This is a genomic window from Pseudomonas sp. P9_2 (assembly GCF_034008255.1).
Taxonomy (GTDB): Bacteria; Pseudomonadota; Gammaproteobacteria; order Pseudomonadales; family Pseudomonadaceae; genus Aquipseudomonas; species Aquipseudomonas synxantha_A.
Genome location: NZ_CP125376.1, coordinates 1837079 through 1851629 on the forward strand (window position 1 = coordinate 1837079; position 14551 = coordinate 1851629).

Genomic DNA, 14551 nt, shown 5'->3' on the forward strand with positions numbered 1-14551 from the left:
TCTGCGCGCTGCGTTTTGCGTCAGAATCCACGCCTATTCGCCGTTGGGTATGTGTTTCGATGAGTTGCAACAGTCAGAAAGTCAGCGCGCTGCGCAGACAGATTCCTTCATTTGAATGTGTTCCGGGTTGCCATGACTGCTGTGGGCCGGTGACCACTTCGCCTGAGGAAATGTCGCGCCTGCCACGCAAGACGGCCGCCGAGCAGGAGGCCGCCATGGATGAGCTGAACTGCGTGCACCTGGGGCCCCATGGGTGCACGGTGTATGACGAGCGGCCACTGATCTGTCGCCTGTTTGGCACCACCAAGACCTTGCCATGCCCCAATGGGCGCCGACCGGTTGAGCTGATTCATCCGCGGGTCGAGAAGCAGATCCACGAGTACATGGCGAGTACCCGGCAAGTGCTGGTCTGACTGAGTCAATCGGGGATCGGCAGGTTCAGGCTCTCCTTCACCTCTTCCATCACGATATAGCTCTTGGATTCGCGCACATGGGGCAACTTGAGCAGGATATCGCCGAGCAACTTGCGGTACGAAGCCATCTCCGAAATGCGCGCTTTCACCAGGTAGTCGAAGTCCCCTGATACCAAGTGGCACTCCAGCACATGAGGCAGTTTCAGCACGGCGCGGCGAAACTCTTCAAAGGTGTCGCCAGACTTGTAATCCAGGCTGATCTCGACAAATACCAGCAGGCTGCCTTTCAAATGCTGCGGGTTGAGCCGCGCGTTGTAGCCCATGATGATCCCTTCGCGCTCCAGGCGCCGCACCCGCTCGGTACAGGGAGTGGTGGACAGCCCGACCTTTTCCCCCAGCTCCGTGAACGAAATGCGCCCGTCGGTTTGCAGGATGCGCAGGATATTGCGGTCGATCTTGTCCAGCTCCCGCTTGGTCTGGGTGTTGGTACGCATAGGGGATACGCCTCTGTGAAAAGGGTTTTTGCCAAGAATTGTCGCCAAATATAGGCATTTATATAGTGAAATGCACTGGTGATTGTTTTTTACACTGCGCCCATCATTGCTCGAATAACACACGTCAGCGGCTAAGCCCGTGATGAGGATATAAAAATGCGCGTTCTGGTCTTGGGTAGCGGTGTCATTGGGGTGACCAGTGCCTACTATTTGGCGCGGGCCGGCTTCGATGTCGTGGTGGTCGACCGTCAGCCTGCCGCTGCCATGGAAACCAGTTTCGCCAACGCCGGCCAGGTGTCCCCTGGCTACGCCTCGCCATGGGCCGCGCCGGGTGTGCCGCTCAAGGCGATCAAGTGGTTGCTGCAGCGCCACGCGCCGCTGGCGATCAAGGCAACCGCCGATATCGATCAATACCTGTGGATGGCGCAGATGCTGCGCAACTGCACGGCCAGCCGCTATGCGGTGAACAAGGAGCGCATGGTGCGCCTGTCCGAGTACAGCCGCGACTGCCTCGACGAATTGCGTGCCGAGACCGGCATTGCCTACGAAGGCCGCAGCCTCGGTACGACCCAGCTGTTCCGCACCCAGGCCCAACTTGACGGTGCCGCCAAGGATATCGCGGTGTTGAAAGAGTCCGGCGTGCCGTTCGAATTGCTTGATCGCGCCGGTATTGCCCGCGTTGAACCGGCCCTGGCCAGCGTCACGGATATCCTCGCCGGTGCTTTGCGGCTGCCGAACGACCAGACGGGCGACTGCCAGATGTTCACCACGCGCCTGGCCGAGATGTGCAGGCAGTTGGGCGTGGAGTTCCGTTTCGAGCAGGACATCCAGCGCCTCGATTACGCCGGTGATCGCATTAACGGTGTGTGGATCGACGGCAAGCTGGAAACCGCCGACCGCTATGTACTGGCCCTCGGCAGTTACTCGACGAAGCTGCTCAAGCCACTGGGGATCAAGGCGCCGGTCTACCCGCTCAAGGGCTACTCGCTGACCGTACCGATCACCAACCCGGCAATGGCGCCCACCTCGACCATTCTCGATGAGACCTACAAGGTCGCGATCACCCGTTTCGACAACCGCATTCGTGTCGGCGGCATGGCTGAAATAGCCGGTTTTGACCTGTCGCTGAACCCACGCCGACGTGAAACCCTGGAGATGATCGTCAACGACCTTTATCCTCAGGGCGGCGATTTGGCCCAAGCCAGTTTCTGGACCGGCTTGCGCCCGACCACGCCCGACGGCACGCCGATTGTCGGTGCCACCCCATTCAAGAACCTGTTCCTGAATACCGGTCACGGCACGCTCGGCTGGACCATGGCCTGTGGTTCCGGTCGTTTGCTGGCCGACCTGATGGCAAAGAAAACGCCGCAGATCAGCGCCGCCGGCCTCGATATTTCCCGTTATGGCAATCACCAGGAGTCCGCACAACATGTCAATCCAGCGCCAGCTCACCAATGAGCGCATGAGCCAGATCGTGGTTCACAGCGGTACCGTGTATCTGGCCGGGCAAGTCGGCGACGACCTGAGTGCCGGGATTGAACAGCAGACCCGTGAAACCCTGGTCAATATCGAGCGTTTACTGGACCTGGCCGGTACCGACAAGTCCAGGTTGCTGTCGGTGACCATCTACCTGAAGGATATCGACGCCGACTTCGCCGGCATGAACGCGGTGTGGGACAAGTGGCTGCCCAAAGGCGTCGCCCCGGCCCGTGCCACGGTTGAAGCCAAATTGTGCGAGCCGCAAATCCTGGTAGAGCTGTCCGTCGTGGCGGCGCTGCCTTAGCAACGATCCCTCTCCCGGCGCCGACGTTGTTGGTCGGCACCGGTTTTTCTTCACCTTGCTGCCTAGAAGCCTGCCGCCATGCGTCCAGCCCGTGCCCTGATCGACCTTCAAGCCCTGCGCCACAACTACCAATTGGCCCGTGAAGTCACGGGGGCCAAGGCGCTCGCCGTGATCAAGGCCGATGCCTACGGCCATGGTGCCGTGCGCGTGGCCCAGGCACTGGAAACCGAAGCCGACGGGTTTGCCGTGGCATGCATCGAGGAAGCCCTGGAACTGCGTGCCGCCGGCATTCGCGCGCCGGTGCTGTTGCTGGAAGGCTTTTTTGAGGCGGACGAGTTGCCGCTGATCATCGAACAGGATTTGTGGTGTGTGGTGCATTCGTTGTGGCAGCTTGAGGCCATCGAACAGGCCAAACTGAGCAAACCACTGACCGTGTGGCTCAAGCTGGACTCGGGCATGCACCGTGTCGGCTTGCACCCCAAGGATTATCAAGAGGCTTACCAGCGCCTGCTGGCCAGCGGCAAAGTCGCGAAGATCGTGTTGATGAGCCATTTTGCCCGCGCCGATGAGCTCGATTGCGTCAGCAGCAACGAACAAGTCACGGTATTCGAAGCAGCTCGCCAAGGCTTGGCTGCCGAAGTCAGCCTGCGTAACTCCCCATCTGTATTAGGCTGGCCAGGCGTGGCCAGCGACTGGGTACGCCCTGGCATCATGCTCTACGGCGCAACGCCATTTGGCGAAGACCAGGCCTTTGCCGCACGGTTGCAGCCGGTGATGACCCTGGAGTCCAAAATCATTTGTGTACGCGAACTGCCGGCTGGCGAACCCGTGGGCTATGGCGCCAGGTTTGTCACGCCCAAGCCGATGCGCATCGGAGTGGTTGCCATGGGCTATGCCGACGGTTACCCCCGCCACGCGCCAACCGGTACGCCGGTGCTGGTGGCGGGCCAGCGCAGCCAACTGCTGGGGCGCGTGTCCATGGACATGCTGTGTGTCGACCTCACCGACTTACCCCAAGCGGGCCTTGGCTCAACCGTGGAGTTGTGGGGCAAGAACATCCTCGCCAGTGACGTCGCCACTGCTGCCGATACCATTCCGTACCAGATTTTCTGCAACCTGCGCCGGGTGCCAAGGCTCTATTGCGGCGCTTGATGGCCGGGTACGAATGCAGCTGCCCGGGATTTAGGCCCAAGTGTTGTAAATACTGAACGCTGTCGCCATGATAACGCTCAATTACAACAAAGCCTGAATCCTAGGAGGCTCCTGCATTGGACGTCGGCGAACGACTGCAATCCATCCGTAAACTCAAAGGTCTTTCCCAGCGCGAGCTTGCCAAGCGCGCGGGCGTCACCAACAGCACCATTTCGATGATCGAGAAAAACAGCGTCAGCCCCTCGATCAGCTCCCTGCGCAAGGTGCTGGGCGGTATCCCCATGTCCATGGTCGAGTTCTTTTCCGAGGAGATCCTCCAGGAAATACCGACGCAGATCGTCTATAAAGCCAATGAGCTGATCGACATCTCTGACGGTGCCGTCACCATGAAACTGGTGGGCCGGGCGCACCCGAGCCGGGCTATTGCCTTTCTCAACGAAATTTACCCGCCAGGCGCCGACACGGGCGAAGAAATGCTCACCCATGAGGGCGAGGAGACCGGGATCCTGTTGGAAGGTCGCCTGGAATTGGTGGTCGGTCTTGAAACTTTTGTGCTCGAAGCTGGCGATAGCTACTACTTTGAAAGCACCAAGCCCCATCGTTTTCGCAACCCGTTCGATGTGCCGGCGCGACTAATCAGCGCAGCCACGCCCGCGAACTTTTAACAAAAGAGGCGCCCTGCCAGCGTTGCAGAGGCTCCCATAGCTGTATCCGTGTGGCCGTATCTCCCTTTATTTAATAGGGTTGTTTCGGCAGCCCGGGCTAACCGTTATACTTTCGCCGCCTGCGAAACCGTGGCCGCAGGCGTGAATAGCCACCATTGAGGGTGAACGCGTGAACCTAATTATGAAAATGCTGGCTGCACCAGCAACCGTACTGGCCCTATGGGCTGTCAGCGCTCAAGCTGCGACCAATGATGACATTGCCAAGCGCCTGGAGCCTGTGGGCCAGGTTTGCGTCCAGGGCCAGGAGTGCAAGGGCATGGAGGTCGCTGTGGCAGCGGGTGGTGGCGGTGGTGCGAAAACGCCGGATGAGGTGATCGCCAAGCACTGCAATGCGTGCCATGGTACCGGTCTGCTGAACGCGCCGAAGATTGGCGATACGGCCGCGTGGAAAGAGCGCGCCGATCATCAGGGCGGCCTTGATGGCATCCTGGCCAAGGCCATCACCGGTATCAACGCCATGCCCCCTAAAGGCACGTGCAATGATTGCTCGGATGACGAGCTTAAGGGCGCTATCCAGAAGATGTCAGGTTTGAAATAAGCTTAAGTTCGCCAAAAAGCCGCTTGCGAGCGGCTTTTTTGTGCTCGCGATTTGTGTTTCGACGCTGTTCATTGCAGCAAAGACCCGGCAAGCTCGGTCCAACTCCAATTCATGGAATGTTCGGGAGCAGTCCGATGGTGCAGTTGTGTTCAATCGAGCAAGCAGTTGACGACGTACTGGCGCGGTTGCCGGCGCATATCCACATGGGCATGCCGCTGGGTCTTGGCAAGCCCAATCTGTTCGCCAACGCGCTGTACCGGCGTATTGCCAAACTGCCGGAGCGGGCGCTGACGATCTACACCGCGTTGAGCCTGGGCCGCCCGACGATGGGCGATGGCTTGCAGAAGCGCTTTCTCGAACCGTTCATCGAGCGGGTGTTCGGTGACTACCCCGAGCTGGATTTCCTCGCAGACCTGCACAAGGACAGCCTGCCGCAGAATATCCAGGTCAAGCAGTTTTTCATGCAGCCCGGCAGCCTGCTCCATAGCGCCTCGGCGCAGCAGGATTACGTCAGCAGCAACTACAGCCATGCCGCCCGCGACATCAACGCCGCCGGCCTGAACCTGGTGGCGCAACTGGTTGCCAGCAGCGCCGAGCATCCTGATCGGCTGAGCCTGAGCTGCAACCCGGATATCACCCTCGACCTGCTGCCGATGATCGCCAAGCGCCGCGAAGCCGGGGAAACCATCCTGGTTGTCGGCCAGGTCCACAGCGATTTGCCCTACATGCCCGGCGACGCCGAGTTGGGCATGGACGCGTTCGACTACCTGCTCGATGAAAAAGACAGCACCACATTGTTTTCCACGCCGAACATGCCGGTGGGCTTCCAGGATCATTTTATTGGCCTGCACGCCAGCACCCTGGTACGTGACGGCGGCACCTTGCAGATTGGTATTGGCTCCATGGGCGATGCGCTGACCGCCGCCTTGCTGGCGCGCCAGGCCGATAACGAAGCCTATCGATTGCTGCTGACGGACCTGGATGTGTATCAGTGGGCGCCACTGATCAGCCGAGAAGGTGGCGTCGAGCCTTTCGCACGTGGCCTTTACGGATGCAGCGAGATGTTTGTCAACGGGCTGTTGGTTCTGGCCGATGCGGGGATTGTGCGCCGCAAGGTCTACCCGGATGTGGCGACCCAGACGCAGGCCAACGAAGGCACCCTGGACGATGCGGCGCAACCCGATGGCGTGTCGATCCACGGTGGCTTCTTTCTAGGGCCGCGCAGTTTTTACCAGCGCTTGCAGGAAATGACCCACGCCAAGCGCCTCGAATTCAACATGACCGGCATCAGCTATATCAACGAGCTGTACGGCCAGGAAGAACTCAAGCGGCTGCAGCGCCTGGATGCGCGATTTATCAACAGCGCGATCATGGTCACATTGCTCGGTGCCGGCGTGGCCGACCAATTGGAAGACGGTCGCGTGCTCAGCGGTGTGGGCGGGCAATACAATTTCGTTGCCCAGGGGCATGCGCTGGACGGTGCGCGTTCAATCCTGATTTTGCGCAGCTGGCGGGAGTCGGCGGGCGAGGTCAGTTCCAATATTGTCTGGGAGTACGGCCACTGCACCATTCCCCGGCACCTGCGGGATATCGTCATTACCGAGTACGGCATTGCCGACTTGCGCGGGCAGACGGATGCCAAGGTGATCGAAGCGCTGCTCAATATCACCGACTCGCGTTTCCAGGGCGACTTGATTGAGCAGGCACAAAAGGCCGGCAAGCTGCCCAAGGACTTCCAGCTGGATCCGCGCTTTGCGGACAACACGCCGGAACGCCTCCAGGCGATTCAGGCCAGGCATCGACGGTTGTTCCCGGAATACCCGTTGGGCAGTGATTTCACGGATGAGGAGCGGGACTTGTTGCGAGCGTTGAACTGGCTCAAGAGCAAATTCAAGCTGACGGAGATTCTGGAGTTGGGCAAGGCGGCACTGGATGCACCGGAGCCGCAGGCGTATCCCGAGCATCTGGTACGGATGCGTCTGGATAAGCCGGAGGGGTTTAAAGAGGATTTGTATCAACGGTTATTGCTTGCTGGGCTACAGGCCACCGCCCGCTGACAGGCAACACAAATCAAATGTGGGAGCTGGCTTGCCTGCGATGAGGGCCTGACAGTCGACATCTCTGTCGTTTGACACTCCGCTATCGCAGGCAAGCCAGCTCCCACACGTTGATTTAGTCGATGAAGGTCACGATACCACCCGCCAAGGACTTCACCCGCGCCAGCGACTCAACCCGATAACCCTGCGCATCGAGCTCCGCACGCCCACCCTGGAACGACTTCTCGATCACGATCCCCAAGCCCGCAACAGTCGCGCCGGCCTGCTTGATGATCGAAATCAGCGCCTGGGACGCTTTGCCGTTGGCCAAAAAGTCATCGATCACCAGCACGCGGTCGCTGCTGGTCAGGTGGCGTGGGGAGATCGCCACGGTGCTTTCGGTTTTCTTGGTGAAGGAATACACCGTTGCCGACAGCAGGTTTTCCGTCAGGGTCAACGACTGCTGCTTACGCGCGAAGATCACCGGTACACCCAGGTTCAGCCCGGTCATGATCGCCGGTGCAATACCTGAGGCTTCGATGGTGACGATCTTGGTGATCCCCGAATCCTTGAACAGCGCGGCGAATTCGTCGCCGATCAGTTTCATCAGTGCCGGGTCGATCTGGTGGTTCAAAAAGGCGTCGACCTTGAGAACCTGATCGGAAAGCACGATGCCTTCTTCGCGAATTTTCTTGTGCAGTGCTTCCACGGAAAGCTTCCTCTGATGGCGCAGCAGGCGCCGAAAGTAGATTGAAAAGTAGTCGATTCTAGCGCTTTAGCATTGCGCGTATATCCGCCAGGGCGGTGTTGCCGCGAACGGCCTTCACCTCGGTGGGGGTGTCGTCATTGCCTTCCCAGGCCAGGTCATCGGGCGGCAGCTCGTCAAGGAACCGGCTGGGGGCACAATCGATGATTTCGCCGTATTGCTTGCGCTTGGCGGCAAAGGTGAAGGCCAGGGTCTGACGTGCGCGGGTGATGCCCACATAGGCCAGGCGCCGTTCTTCCTCGATGGTGTCGGCTTCGATGCTGGAGCGGTGCGGGAGGATTTCCTCTTCCATGCCCATGATGAACACGTAAGGAAACTCCAGGCCCTTGGAGGCATGCAAGGTCATCATCTGCACGCCTTCGGCACCGTCTTCTTCTTCCTGCTGGCGTTCGAGCATGTCACGCAGCACCAGCTTGCCGATGGCGTCCTCGACGGTCATTTCGCCGTCTTCGTCTTTTTCCAGGGTGTTCTTCAGCGCCTCGATCAGGAACCAGACGTTGCCCATGCGGTAATCCGCGGCTTTGTCGCTGGAGCTGTTGGTGCGCAGCCAGTTTTCATAGTCGATGTCCATGACCATGCTGCGCAGGGCGCTGATCGGGTCTTCGCCGGCGCACTGTTCGCGCACCTTGTCCATGAAGCGCTTGAAGCGTGACAGGCGATCGGTGAAGCGCGTGTCCAGATGTTCGCCCAGGCCGATTTCGTCGGTGGCGGCATACATGGAAATCTTGCGTTCGGTGGCGTAGTTGCCGAGCTTTTCCAGGGTGGTGGAGCCGATTTCCCGGCGCGGTACGTTGATCACGCGCAGGAAGGCGTTGTCGTCGTCCGGGTTCACGATCAGCCGGAAGTAGGCCATCAGGTCTTTTACTTCCTGGCGTCCGAAAAAGCTGTTGCCGCCCGACAGGCGATACGGCACCTGGTGGTGCTGCAGTTTCAGCTCGATCAGCTTGGCCTGGTAGTTGCCGCGATACAGGATCGCAAAGTCGCTGTAGGGTCGGTCAGTGCGCAGGTGCAGGCTGAGGATTTCCACGGCCACGCGTTCGGCTTCGGCGTCTTCGTTGCGGCAGCGGATCACGCGGATCTCATCGCCATGGCCCATCTCGCTCCACAGTTGTTTTTCAAACTCGTGGGGGTTGTTGGAGATCAGCACGTTGGCGCAACGCAGGATGCGGCTGGTGGAGCGATAGTTCTGCTCCAGCATCACCACTTTCAGCGACGGGTAGTCCTCCTTGAGCAGCATCAGGTTTTCCGGGCGGGCGCCGCGCCAGGCGTAGATCGACTGGTCGTCGTCGCCCACCACGGTGAACTGGTTGCGCGTACCAATCAGCAACTTCACCAGCAGGTATTGGCTGGCGTTGGTGTCCTGGTATTCGTCCACCAGCAGGTAGCGCACCTTGTTTTGCCACTTCTCCAGGATGTCCTTGTGTTCCTGGAACAGCTTGACCGGCAGCAGGATCAGGTCGTCGAAGTCCACTGCGTTGAACGCCTTGAGCGTGCGCTGGTAGTGGGTGTAGACGATGGCGGCGGTCTGCTCCTTGGGGTTGCGTGCAGCTTCCAGGGCTTCGGCGGGCAGGATCAGGTCGTTTTTCCATGAGCCGATCATGTTCTTGATTTCGTCGACGCCGTCGTCGCCTGCGTATTCCTTCTGCATGATGTCGGTCATCAGGGCCTTGACGTCGGTCTCGTCAAAGATCGAGAAGCCGGGCTTGTAGCCCAGTCGCACATGCTCCTTGCGGATGATGTTCAGGCCCAGATTGTGGAAGGTACACACCGTCAGGCCGCGGCCTTCGCCGCCCTTGAGCAGGGTGCCGACCCGCTCTTTCATTTCCCGCGCCGCCTTGTTGGTAAAGGTCATGGCGACGATGTACTGGGCGCGGATGCCGCAGTTCTGGATCAGGTGCGCGATCTTGCGGGTGATCACGCTGGTCTTGCCGGAGCCGGCGCCGGCGAGCACCAATAGAGGGCCGCCGACGTAGTTCACGGCTTCTTGCTGCCGGGGATTGAGTCGGGACATACGGAGTTTTAGGAGTCGTTGTTCAAAAGGGCGGGCATTTTAACAGGCTGGCAAGATTCTGCTGCCTTAGAACGACGGTGTGACGTACCACTCGATCTAAATTTGCCGGTTTTGCTACTTTGCCGCAGGATGTGGGGAATACTCAGACTATTTTTCACAGTCTGCGTGTTTGATAACACCTATCATCTGTCATGCATTTGTCACGCATTTATCATTGCCAGGCCGCACGTCATAATGCCATCGCTCACGAAATTTAGCAGAGTCTAGGGAGTTAGCTTGTCTACGCCTGTCGAACCCTTGCGTTTGCTGCTGCTGGCCGAAGAGCCTGCATGGGCAGCGTTGTTGCGCGAGTGCCTGGTGCCGATGGGCGAAGGGGCTGTGCTGATCAGTGCACCCAACTGGGACTCGGTGAGTCGTCTGTTCGATGACGATCAGGGCGCCGTGTTATTGACCACGCCCAGCCTGCAGCCCGGTCCCGGCCGCTGCAGCTTGCCGTGTGTATTGCTGTTGGAGCAGGAGCCGCTGGTGTCGCCGCTCGGTGTCAGCGACTGGTTGATCCTGAATGGGCTGGACCCTGAAACATTGCGCCGCTGCTTGCGTCATGTGCGCGAGCGCGGCGTTCTGGAGAACACCTTGCAGCGTTTGGCCGAGCAGGACCCGCTCACCGGTATCGCCAACCGTCAGGGCTTCCAGACACTGCTGGCGGCGCGGCTGGCGGAAAACGAAGGCCGCGGCCTGGCTCTGGGCCATCTGGACCTGGACAACTTCCGTCATGCCAACGATGCCCTTGGCCATCAGGCCGGCGACCGGTTGATCCTGCAAGTGGTGTCGCGGCTCAAGAGCCAGCTCGAAGCCGGGGACCAGCTGGCGCGGCTGGGCAGCGATGAATTTGCCTTGCTGATCGACACCCGTCGCGCGCCCCAGCGTGCCGAGTGGATGGCCGAGCGCATCACCGAAGTGATGGCCGAGCCTTACTGGGTCGATGGCGAAAGCCTGTTGATCGGCTGCAGCCTGGGCGTGGCACATGCCCGCGCCCGCGCCGGCGCTGACCCGTTGATGTGGCACGCCCATATCGCCATGCAGCAGGCCAAAAGCACCCAGGGCTGCACCTTTCACATCTTCAATGAACGCATCAACCGCAACGCTCGCAGCCTGGCCGACCTGGAAAGTGAACTGCGCCGGGCTTTGCGCCGCGATGAGCTGGAGCTGCATTACCAGCCGCGCCTGGACTTGGACGACGGTCATATCGTCGGCCTCGAAGCCCTGGTGCGCTGGCGCCACGGTGAGCGCGGCTTGTTGCCACCCAGCGAATTCGTGCCGCTGGCCGAGCAGAGTGGCCTGATCGTGCCTTTGGGCTACTGGGTGATCTCCCGGGCCCTGCGCGACATGCAAGACCTGCGCGAACGCGGCCTGCCGCCGCTGCACATGGCCGTCAACCTGTCGTTTCGCCAGTTCCAGGACAGCCAATTGCTCTCCACACTCAGTCGCCTGATTGCCGAGCGTGGCGTGGAAGCGCAATGGCTGGAGTTCGAATTGACTGAAACCGCGGTGATGCGCCGCAGCGATCTGGTCAAGCAGACCATGGACGCCCTGGGCCGCCTCGGCGTGCGGTTCTCCCTGGATGACTTCGGCACCGGGTTTTCGTCATTCGTACACCTCAACAGCCTGCCGATCGCTTTGTTGAAGATCGACAAAAGTTTTGTCGGCGGCATGGAAGAGCGCGAAGAAAACCGCAAATTGGTACACGCGATGATCAACCTGGCCCACAACCTCAACCTGGAAGTGGTGGCCGAAGGTGTGGAAACACCCGAGCAGCTTGAGCTGTTGCGGTTGTTCGGTTGTGACCAGGCCCAGGGGTACCTGATCAGCAAGCCGTTGCCGTTGGCGGAACTGGTGGAGTACCTGATGTTTGGGCAAAGCCAGCAGGCACTGTTGGGCTAAGCCTTCAAAGTGGTTCAAATGTGGGAGCTGGCTTGCCTGCGATAGCGGTCGTTCAGCTAATAATGATTAGCCTGACACACCGCTATCGCAGGCAAGCCAGCTCCCACATGGACCGCGTGCACTCGCTAGTCAGGCAGTGCCGCTTGGAACCCAACAGGAGCATCCGGCTCCCGCCGAATCATCCGCTTCATCTTCGCCTCAAACGCCCAGGTCAGACTTACCGCCGCGCACGCTAGTCCCAGCGCCAAGCCCCACCACACCCCGGTGGGCCCCCAGCCTAAAGTGAACGCCATCAGCCAGGCCGAGGGCGCACCGATCAGCCAGTAGCAGCCCAATCCCACCAGAAAGGTAGTCTTGGCGTCTTTCAAGCCGCGGATGCAGCCCATGGCAATGGTCTGCACGCCGTCGAACAATTCAAACCACGCGGCGACGGCCAGCAGGCTGACGGCCAGGACGATGACGTCATGGAACGCCGGGTCGTCATGGTCGAGGAACAGCCCGATCAACGGGTCGGAAAACAGCCACAACACTACGGCAAATCCCAGCATTACCATGGCACCAAAGCCTATGCCGACCCGACCGGCCATGCGTGCCTGCAACAACTGCCCGGCGCCGTAATGCTGGCCGATGCGCATGGTCACCGCGTAGGACATCCCCGCCGGCACCATGAACGCCACCGAGACAATTTGCAGGGCAATCTGATGCGCGGCCAACTGGGTGCTGCCCATGGTGCCCATGCACAACGCCGCAAAGGCAAACAGCCCGACCTCTACTGCATAGGTGCCGCCGATCGGCAGGCCCAGGCGCCACAGCTCGCGCAGGTAATGGGTATTCAGGCGCAGCAGGCCGGTGCCCAGCGGGTAGGCGGCATAGGCACGGTTGCTGCGGATGTACCACATCAACGCCAGCGCCATGCCGTTGGCAACGATGGCGGTCACCAGGCCAATGCCCATCAGGCCCAGTTTCGGCAGGCCGAACATGCCTTCGATCAACGCGTGATTGAGCAGGTAGTTGACCACGGTGCCGCACAAGCTGATCACCATCACCGGCGTCGCCTTGCCGATGGCGCTGGTAAAGCCGCGCAGCGCCATGAAAGTCAGATAGCCGGGCAGGGCGAAAGGCAGGATGGTGAGGAATTGCCCCGCCGCTTGTACGTTGGTTTCAGTCTGGCCGAACATCAGCAGCACCGGCTTCAAGTTCCATAGCAGCAGCGCCGCTGCCAGGGCCATCAACCACGCCAGCCACAGCCCGGCCTGGGTCAGGCGCGTGGCGCCGTCGATATCGCCTGCGCCGTGACGAATGGCGACCAGCGTGCCCACCGCGGCAATCACGCCGATGCAGAAGATCGCCACGAACGAATAGCTGGCCGCGCCCAGGCCGCCGCCGGCCAGGGCTTCGGGGCTCAGGCGCGCCATCATCAGGGTGTCGGTCAGCACCATCAGCATGTGCGCCAACTGTGAGGCAATCAACGGCCCCGACAGCCGCAGAATGGCCCAGAGTTCGGTACGTGCCGGATGTTGCATGATCATCACACTCAAATAGTCAGGAAATGGGGGAGAGATTGATTCTCGGCGCTTTGGGCGCGTTGCACAAAAGGATAAATGCGATCGCTCACATGATTAAAACTCATGCCTGACTGATTCTGGTAGGGTGCCGATATTGCGCCGTTGGAGCTTTCCCTATGTCTCGTCGTCTTCCTCCCTTGTATGCCCTGCGTGCATTTGAGGCCGCCTCCCGGCACAACTCCTTCACCCGCGCGGCGCAGGAACTGTCCATCACCCAAAGTGCAGTCAGCCGGCATATCCGCACCCTCGAGGAGCATTTCGCCTGCCGCCTGTTCCAGCGCAGCGGTCGCAATCTGCAGCTCACCGAAGCCGCGCGCCTGTTGCTGCCCGGCGTGCGCGAAGGCTTCGCTGCGTTGGAGCGCGCCTGTCATACCTTGAATACTGAAGATGACATTCTGCGTATGAAGGCACCGTCCACCTTGACCATGCGCTGGCTATTGGCGCGCCTGAGTCGCTTCCGCGCCTTGCAGCCAGGCAATGAGGTGCAACTGACCAGTGCGTGGATGAGCGTGGATGAAGTGGACTTCAACCAGGAACCCTTCGACTGTGCGGTGTTGTTGAGCGATGGGCGTTTTCCGGCGGACTGGGAGGCCAGTTACCTGTTCCCCGAATTGCTGATCCCCGTGGGCGCGCCGAACCTGCTGGATGATGGACCTTGGGACGCTGCCCGCCTGGCGAGTGCCGAGTTGTTGCATCCCACGCCTGATCGTCGTGACTGGCGCAGCTGGCTGGAGCGCATGGGGTTGTCGTCCCGGGTGTCTCTCAAGGGCGGGCAGGTGTTCGATACCCTTGAGTTGGGCATGATCGCGGCGGCGCGTGGCTATGGCGTGTCCATGGGCGATTTGTTGATGGTGGCCGAAGATGTCGCCCAGGGACGCCTGAGCCTGCCGTGGCCCAGGGCAGTCGCCAGTGGGGAAAGTTACTACCTGGTGTGGCCGAAAACCCGCCCCGGGGGGGAACGCTTGCGACGGCTGGCGGAGTTTCTTCAAGGTGAAGTCAAAGCGATGGAGTTGCCCCAGGTTGAACGTCTCGATTGAGTAGGGGCCGGCGGTTGATGCAATCGTTTGCGGGATACCCCTGTGATTCGCTCAAGTATTACCAAGTGCCGCCGAAGAAGGTGTGTTGGA

The 14551-nt window shown here is 60.3% G+C and carries 13 protein-coding genes; 9 read left to right on the top strand and 4 right to left on the bottom strand.

Annotated elements, in window-relative coordinates:
* The first annotated feature begins 59 nt into the window (after positions 1-59).
* Positions 60-413: a YkgJ family cysteine cluster protein gene (locus QMK52_RS08005; RefSeq protein ID WP_005792472.1), complete on the top strand. Its 354-nt coding sequence runs from the start codon at positions 60-62 to the stop codon at positions 411-413.
* Positions 414-418: 5 nt separating this feature from the next.
* Here the strand turns inward: QMK52_RS08005 and QMK52_RS08010 are convergent, their stop codons facing one another.
* Positions 419-907, bottom strand: a complete 489-nt coding sequence (locus tag QMK52_RS08010) for an Lrp/AsnC ligand binding domain-containing protein (RefSeq protein WP_003176896.1) — start codon at positions 905-907, stop codon at positions 419-421.
* A 156-nt stretch (positions 908-1063) separates the two neighbouring features.
* On the opposite strand from QMK52_RS08010, the gene dadA reads away from it, so the two are divergent.
* The 6 genes from dadA to QMK52_RS08040 all read left to right on the top strand — a co-directional run bounded on the left by dadA (position 1064) and on the right by QMK52_RS08040 (position 7162).
* Positions 1064-2365, top strand: a complete 1302-nt coding sequence (dadA, locus tag QMK52_RS08015) for a D-amino acid dehydrogenase (protein WP_320403993.1) — start codon at positions 1064-1066, stop codon at positions 2363-2365.
* Entirely contained in the window at positions 2337-2690 is a 354-nt protein-coding gene (locus QMK52_RS08020) for a RidA family protein (RefSeq protein WP_005792470.1), read from the top strand. The genes dadA and QMK52_RS08020 overlap by 29 nt, the downstream gene beginning before the upstream one ends.
* Before the next feature lie 78 nt (positions 2691-2768).
* Entirely contained in the window at positions 2769-3842 is a 1074-nt protein-coding gene (gene alr, locus QMK52_RS08025) for an alanine racemase (protein WP_005792469.1), read from the top strand.
* A gap of 116 nt (positions 3843-3958) precedes the next feature.
* Positions 3959-4507, top strand: coding sequence for a cupin domain-containing protein (locus QMK52_RS08030; RefSeq protein WP_005792468.1), 549 nt, complete (start codon positions 3959-3961; stop codon positions 4505-4507).
* A 181-nt stretch (positions 4508-4688) separates the two neighbouring features.
* On the top strand, positions 4689-5105 hold the full coding sequence (locus tag QMK52_RS08035; protein ID WP_005792467.1) for a c-type cytochrome: 417 nt from the start codon (positions 4689-4691) through the stop codon (positions 5103-5105).
* 134 nt (positions 5106-5239) lie between these two features.
* Positions 5240-7162, top strand: a complete 1923-nt coding sequence (locus QMK52_RS08040) for an acetyl-CoA hydrolase/transferase C-terminal domain-containing protein (protein WP_320403994.1) — start codon at positions 5240-5242, stop codon at positions 7160-7162.
* 115 nt (positions 7163-7277) lie between these two features.
* Here QMK52_RS08040 and QMK52_RS08045 read toward each other — a convergent pair whose 3' ends face one another.
* On the bottom strand, positions 7278-7850 hold the full coding sequence (locus QMK52_RS08045) for a xanthine phosphoribosyltransferase (protein ID WP_005792465.1): 573 nt from the start codon (positions 7848-7850) through the stop codon (positions 7278-7280).
* Positions 7851-7908: 58 nt separating this feature from the next.
* A complete protein-coding gene (gene rep, locus QMK52_RS08050) occupies positions 7909-9918 on the bottom strand; it encodes a DNA helicase Rep (RefSeq protein ID WP_005792464.1) in 2010 nt (669 codons plus the stop codon).
* 276 nt (positions 9919-10194) lie between these two features.
* On the opposite strand from rep, the gene QMK52_RS08055 reads away from it, so the two are divergent.
* Positions 10195-11859: a bifunctional diguanylate cyclase/phosphodiesterase gene (locus QMK52_RS08055; RefSeq protein WP_320403995.1), complete on the top strand. Its 1665-nt coding sequence runs from the start codon at positions 10195-10197 to the stop codon at positions 11857-11859.
* Between the two features lie 125 nt (positions 11860-11984).
* On the opposite strand, the gene QMK52_RS08060 is transcribed toward QMK52_RS08055, so the two are convergent.
* Positions 11985-13388, bottom strand: a complete 1404-nt coding sequence (locus tag QMK52_RS08060) for a NorM family multidrug efflux MATE transporter (protein WP_005792462.1) — start codon at positions 13386-13388, stop codon at positions 11985-11987.
* Between the two features lie 152 nt (positions 13389-13540).
* Between QMK52_RS08060 and QMK52_RS08065 the strand changes: the two genes are divergently transcribed.
* On the top strand, positions 13541-14461 hold the full coding sequence (locus QMK52_RS08065; protein WP_005792461.1) for a LysR substrate-binding domain-containing protein: 921 nt from the start codon (positions 13541-13543) through the stop codon (positions 14459-14461).
* Positions 14462-14551 lie beyond the last annotated feature (90 nt).

Coding starts and splice junctions, on each gene's coding strand:
- QMK52_RS08005 (WP_005792472.1), top strand. CDS start 60: ATGAGTTGCAACAGTCAGAAAGTCAGCGCGCTGCGCAGACAGATTCCT.
- QMK52_RS08010 (WP_003176896.1), bottom strand. CDS start 907: ATGCGTACCAACACCCAGACCAAGCGGGAGCTGGACAAGATCGACCGC.
- dadA (WP_320403993.1), top strand. CDS start 1,064: ATGCGCGTTCTGGTCTTGGGTAGCGGTGTCATTGGGGTGACCAGTGCC.
- QMK52_RS08020 (WP_005792470.1), top strand. CDS start 2,337: ATGTCAATCCAGCGCCAGCTCACCAATGAGCGCATGAGCCAGATCGTG.
- alr (WP_005792469.1), top strand. CDS start 2,769: ATGCGTCCAGCCCGTGCCCTGATCGACCTTCAAGCCCTGCGCCACAAC.
- QMK52_RS08035 (WP_005792467.1), top strand. CDS start 4,689: ATGAAAATGCTGGCTGCACCAGCAACCGTACTGGCCCTATGGGCTGTC.
- QMK52_RS08040 (WP_320403994.1), top strand. CDS start 5,240: ATGGTGCAGTTGTGTTCAATCGAGCAAGCAGTTGACGACGTACTGGCG.
- rep (WP_005792464.1), bottom strand. CDS start 9,918: ATGTCCCGACTCAATCCCCGGCAGCAAGAAGCCGTGAACTACGTCGGC.
- QMK52_RS08060 (WP_005792462.1), bottom strand. CDS start 13,388: ATGATCATGCAACATCCGGCACGTACCGAACTCTGGGCCATTCTGCGG.
- QMK52_RS08065 (WP_005792461.1), top strand. CDS start 13,541: ATGTCTCGTCGTCTTCCTCCCTTGTATGCCCTGCGTGCATTTGAGGCC.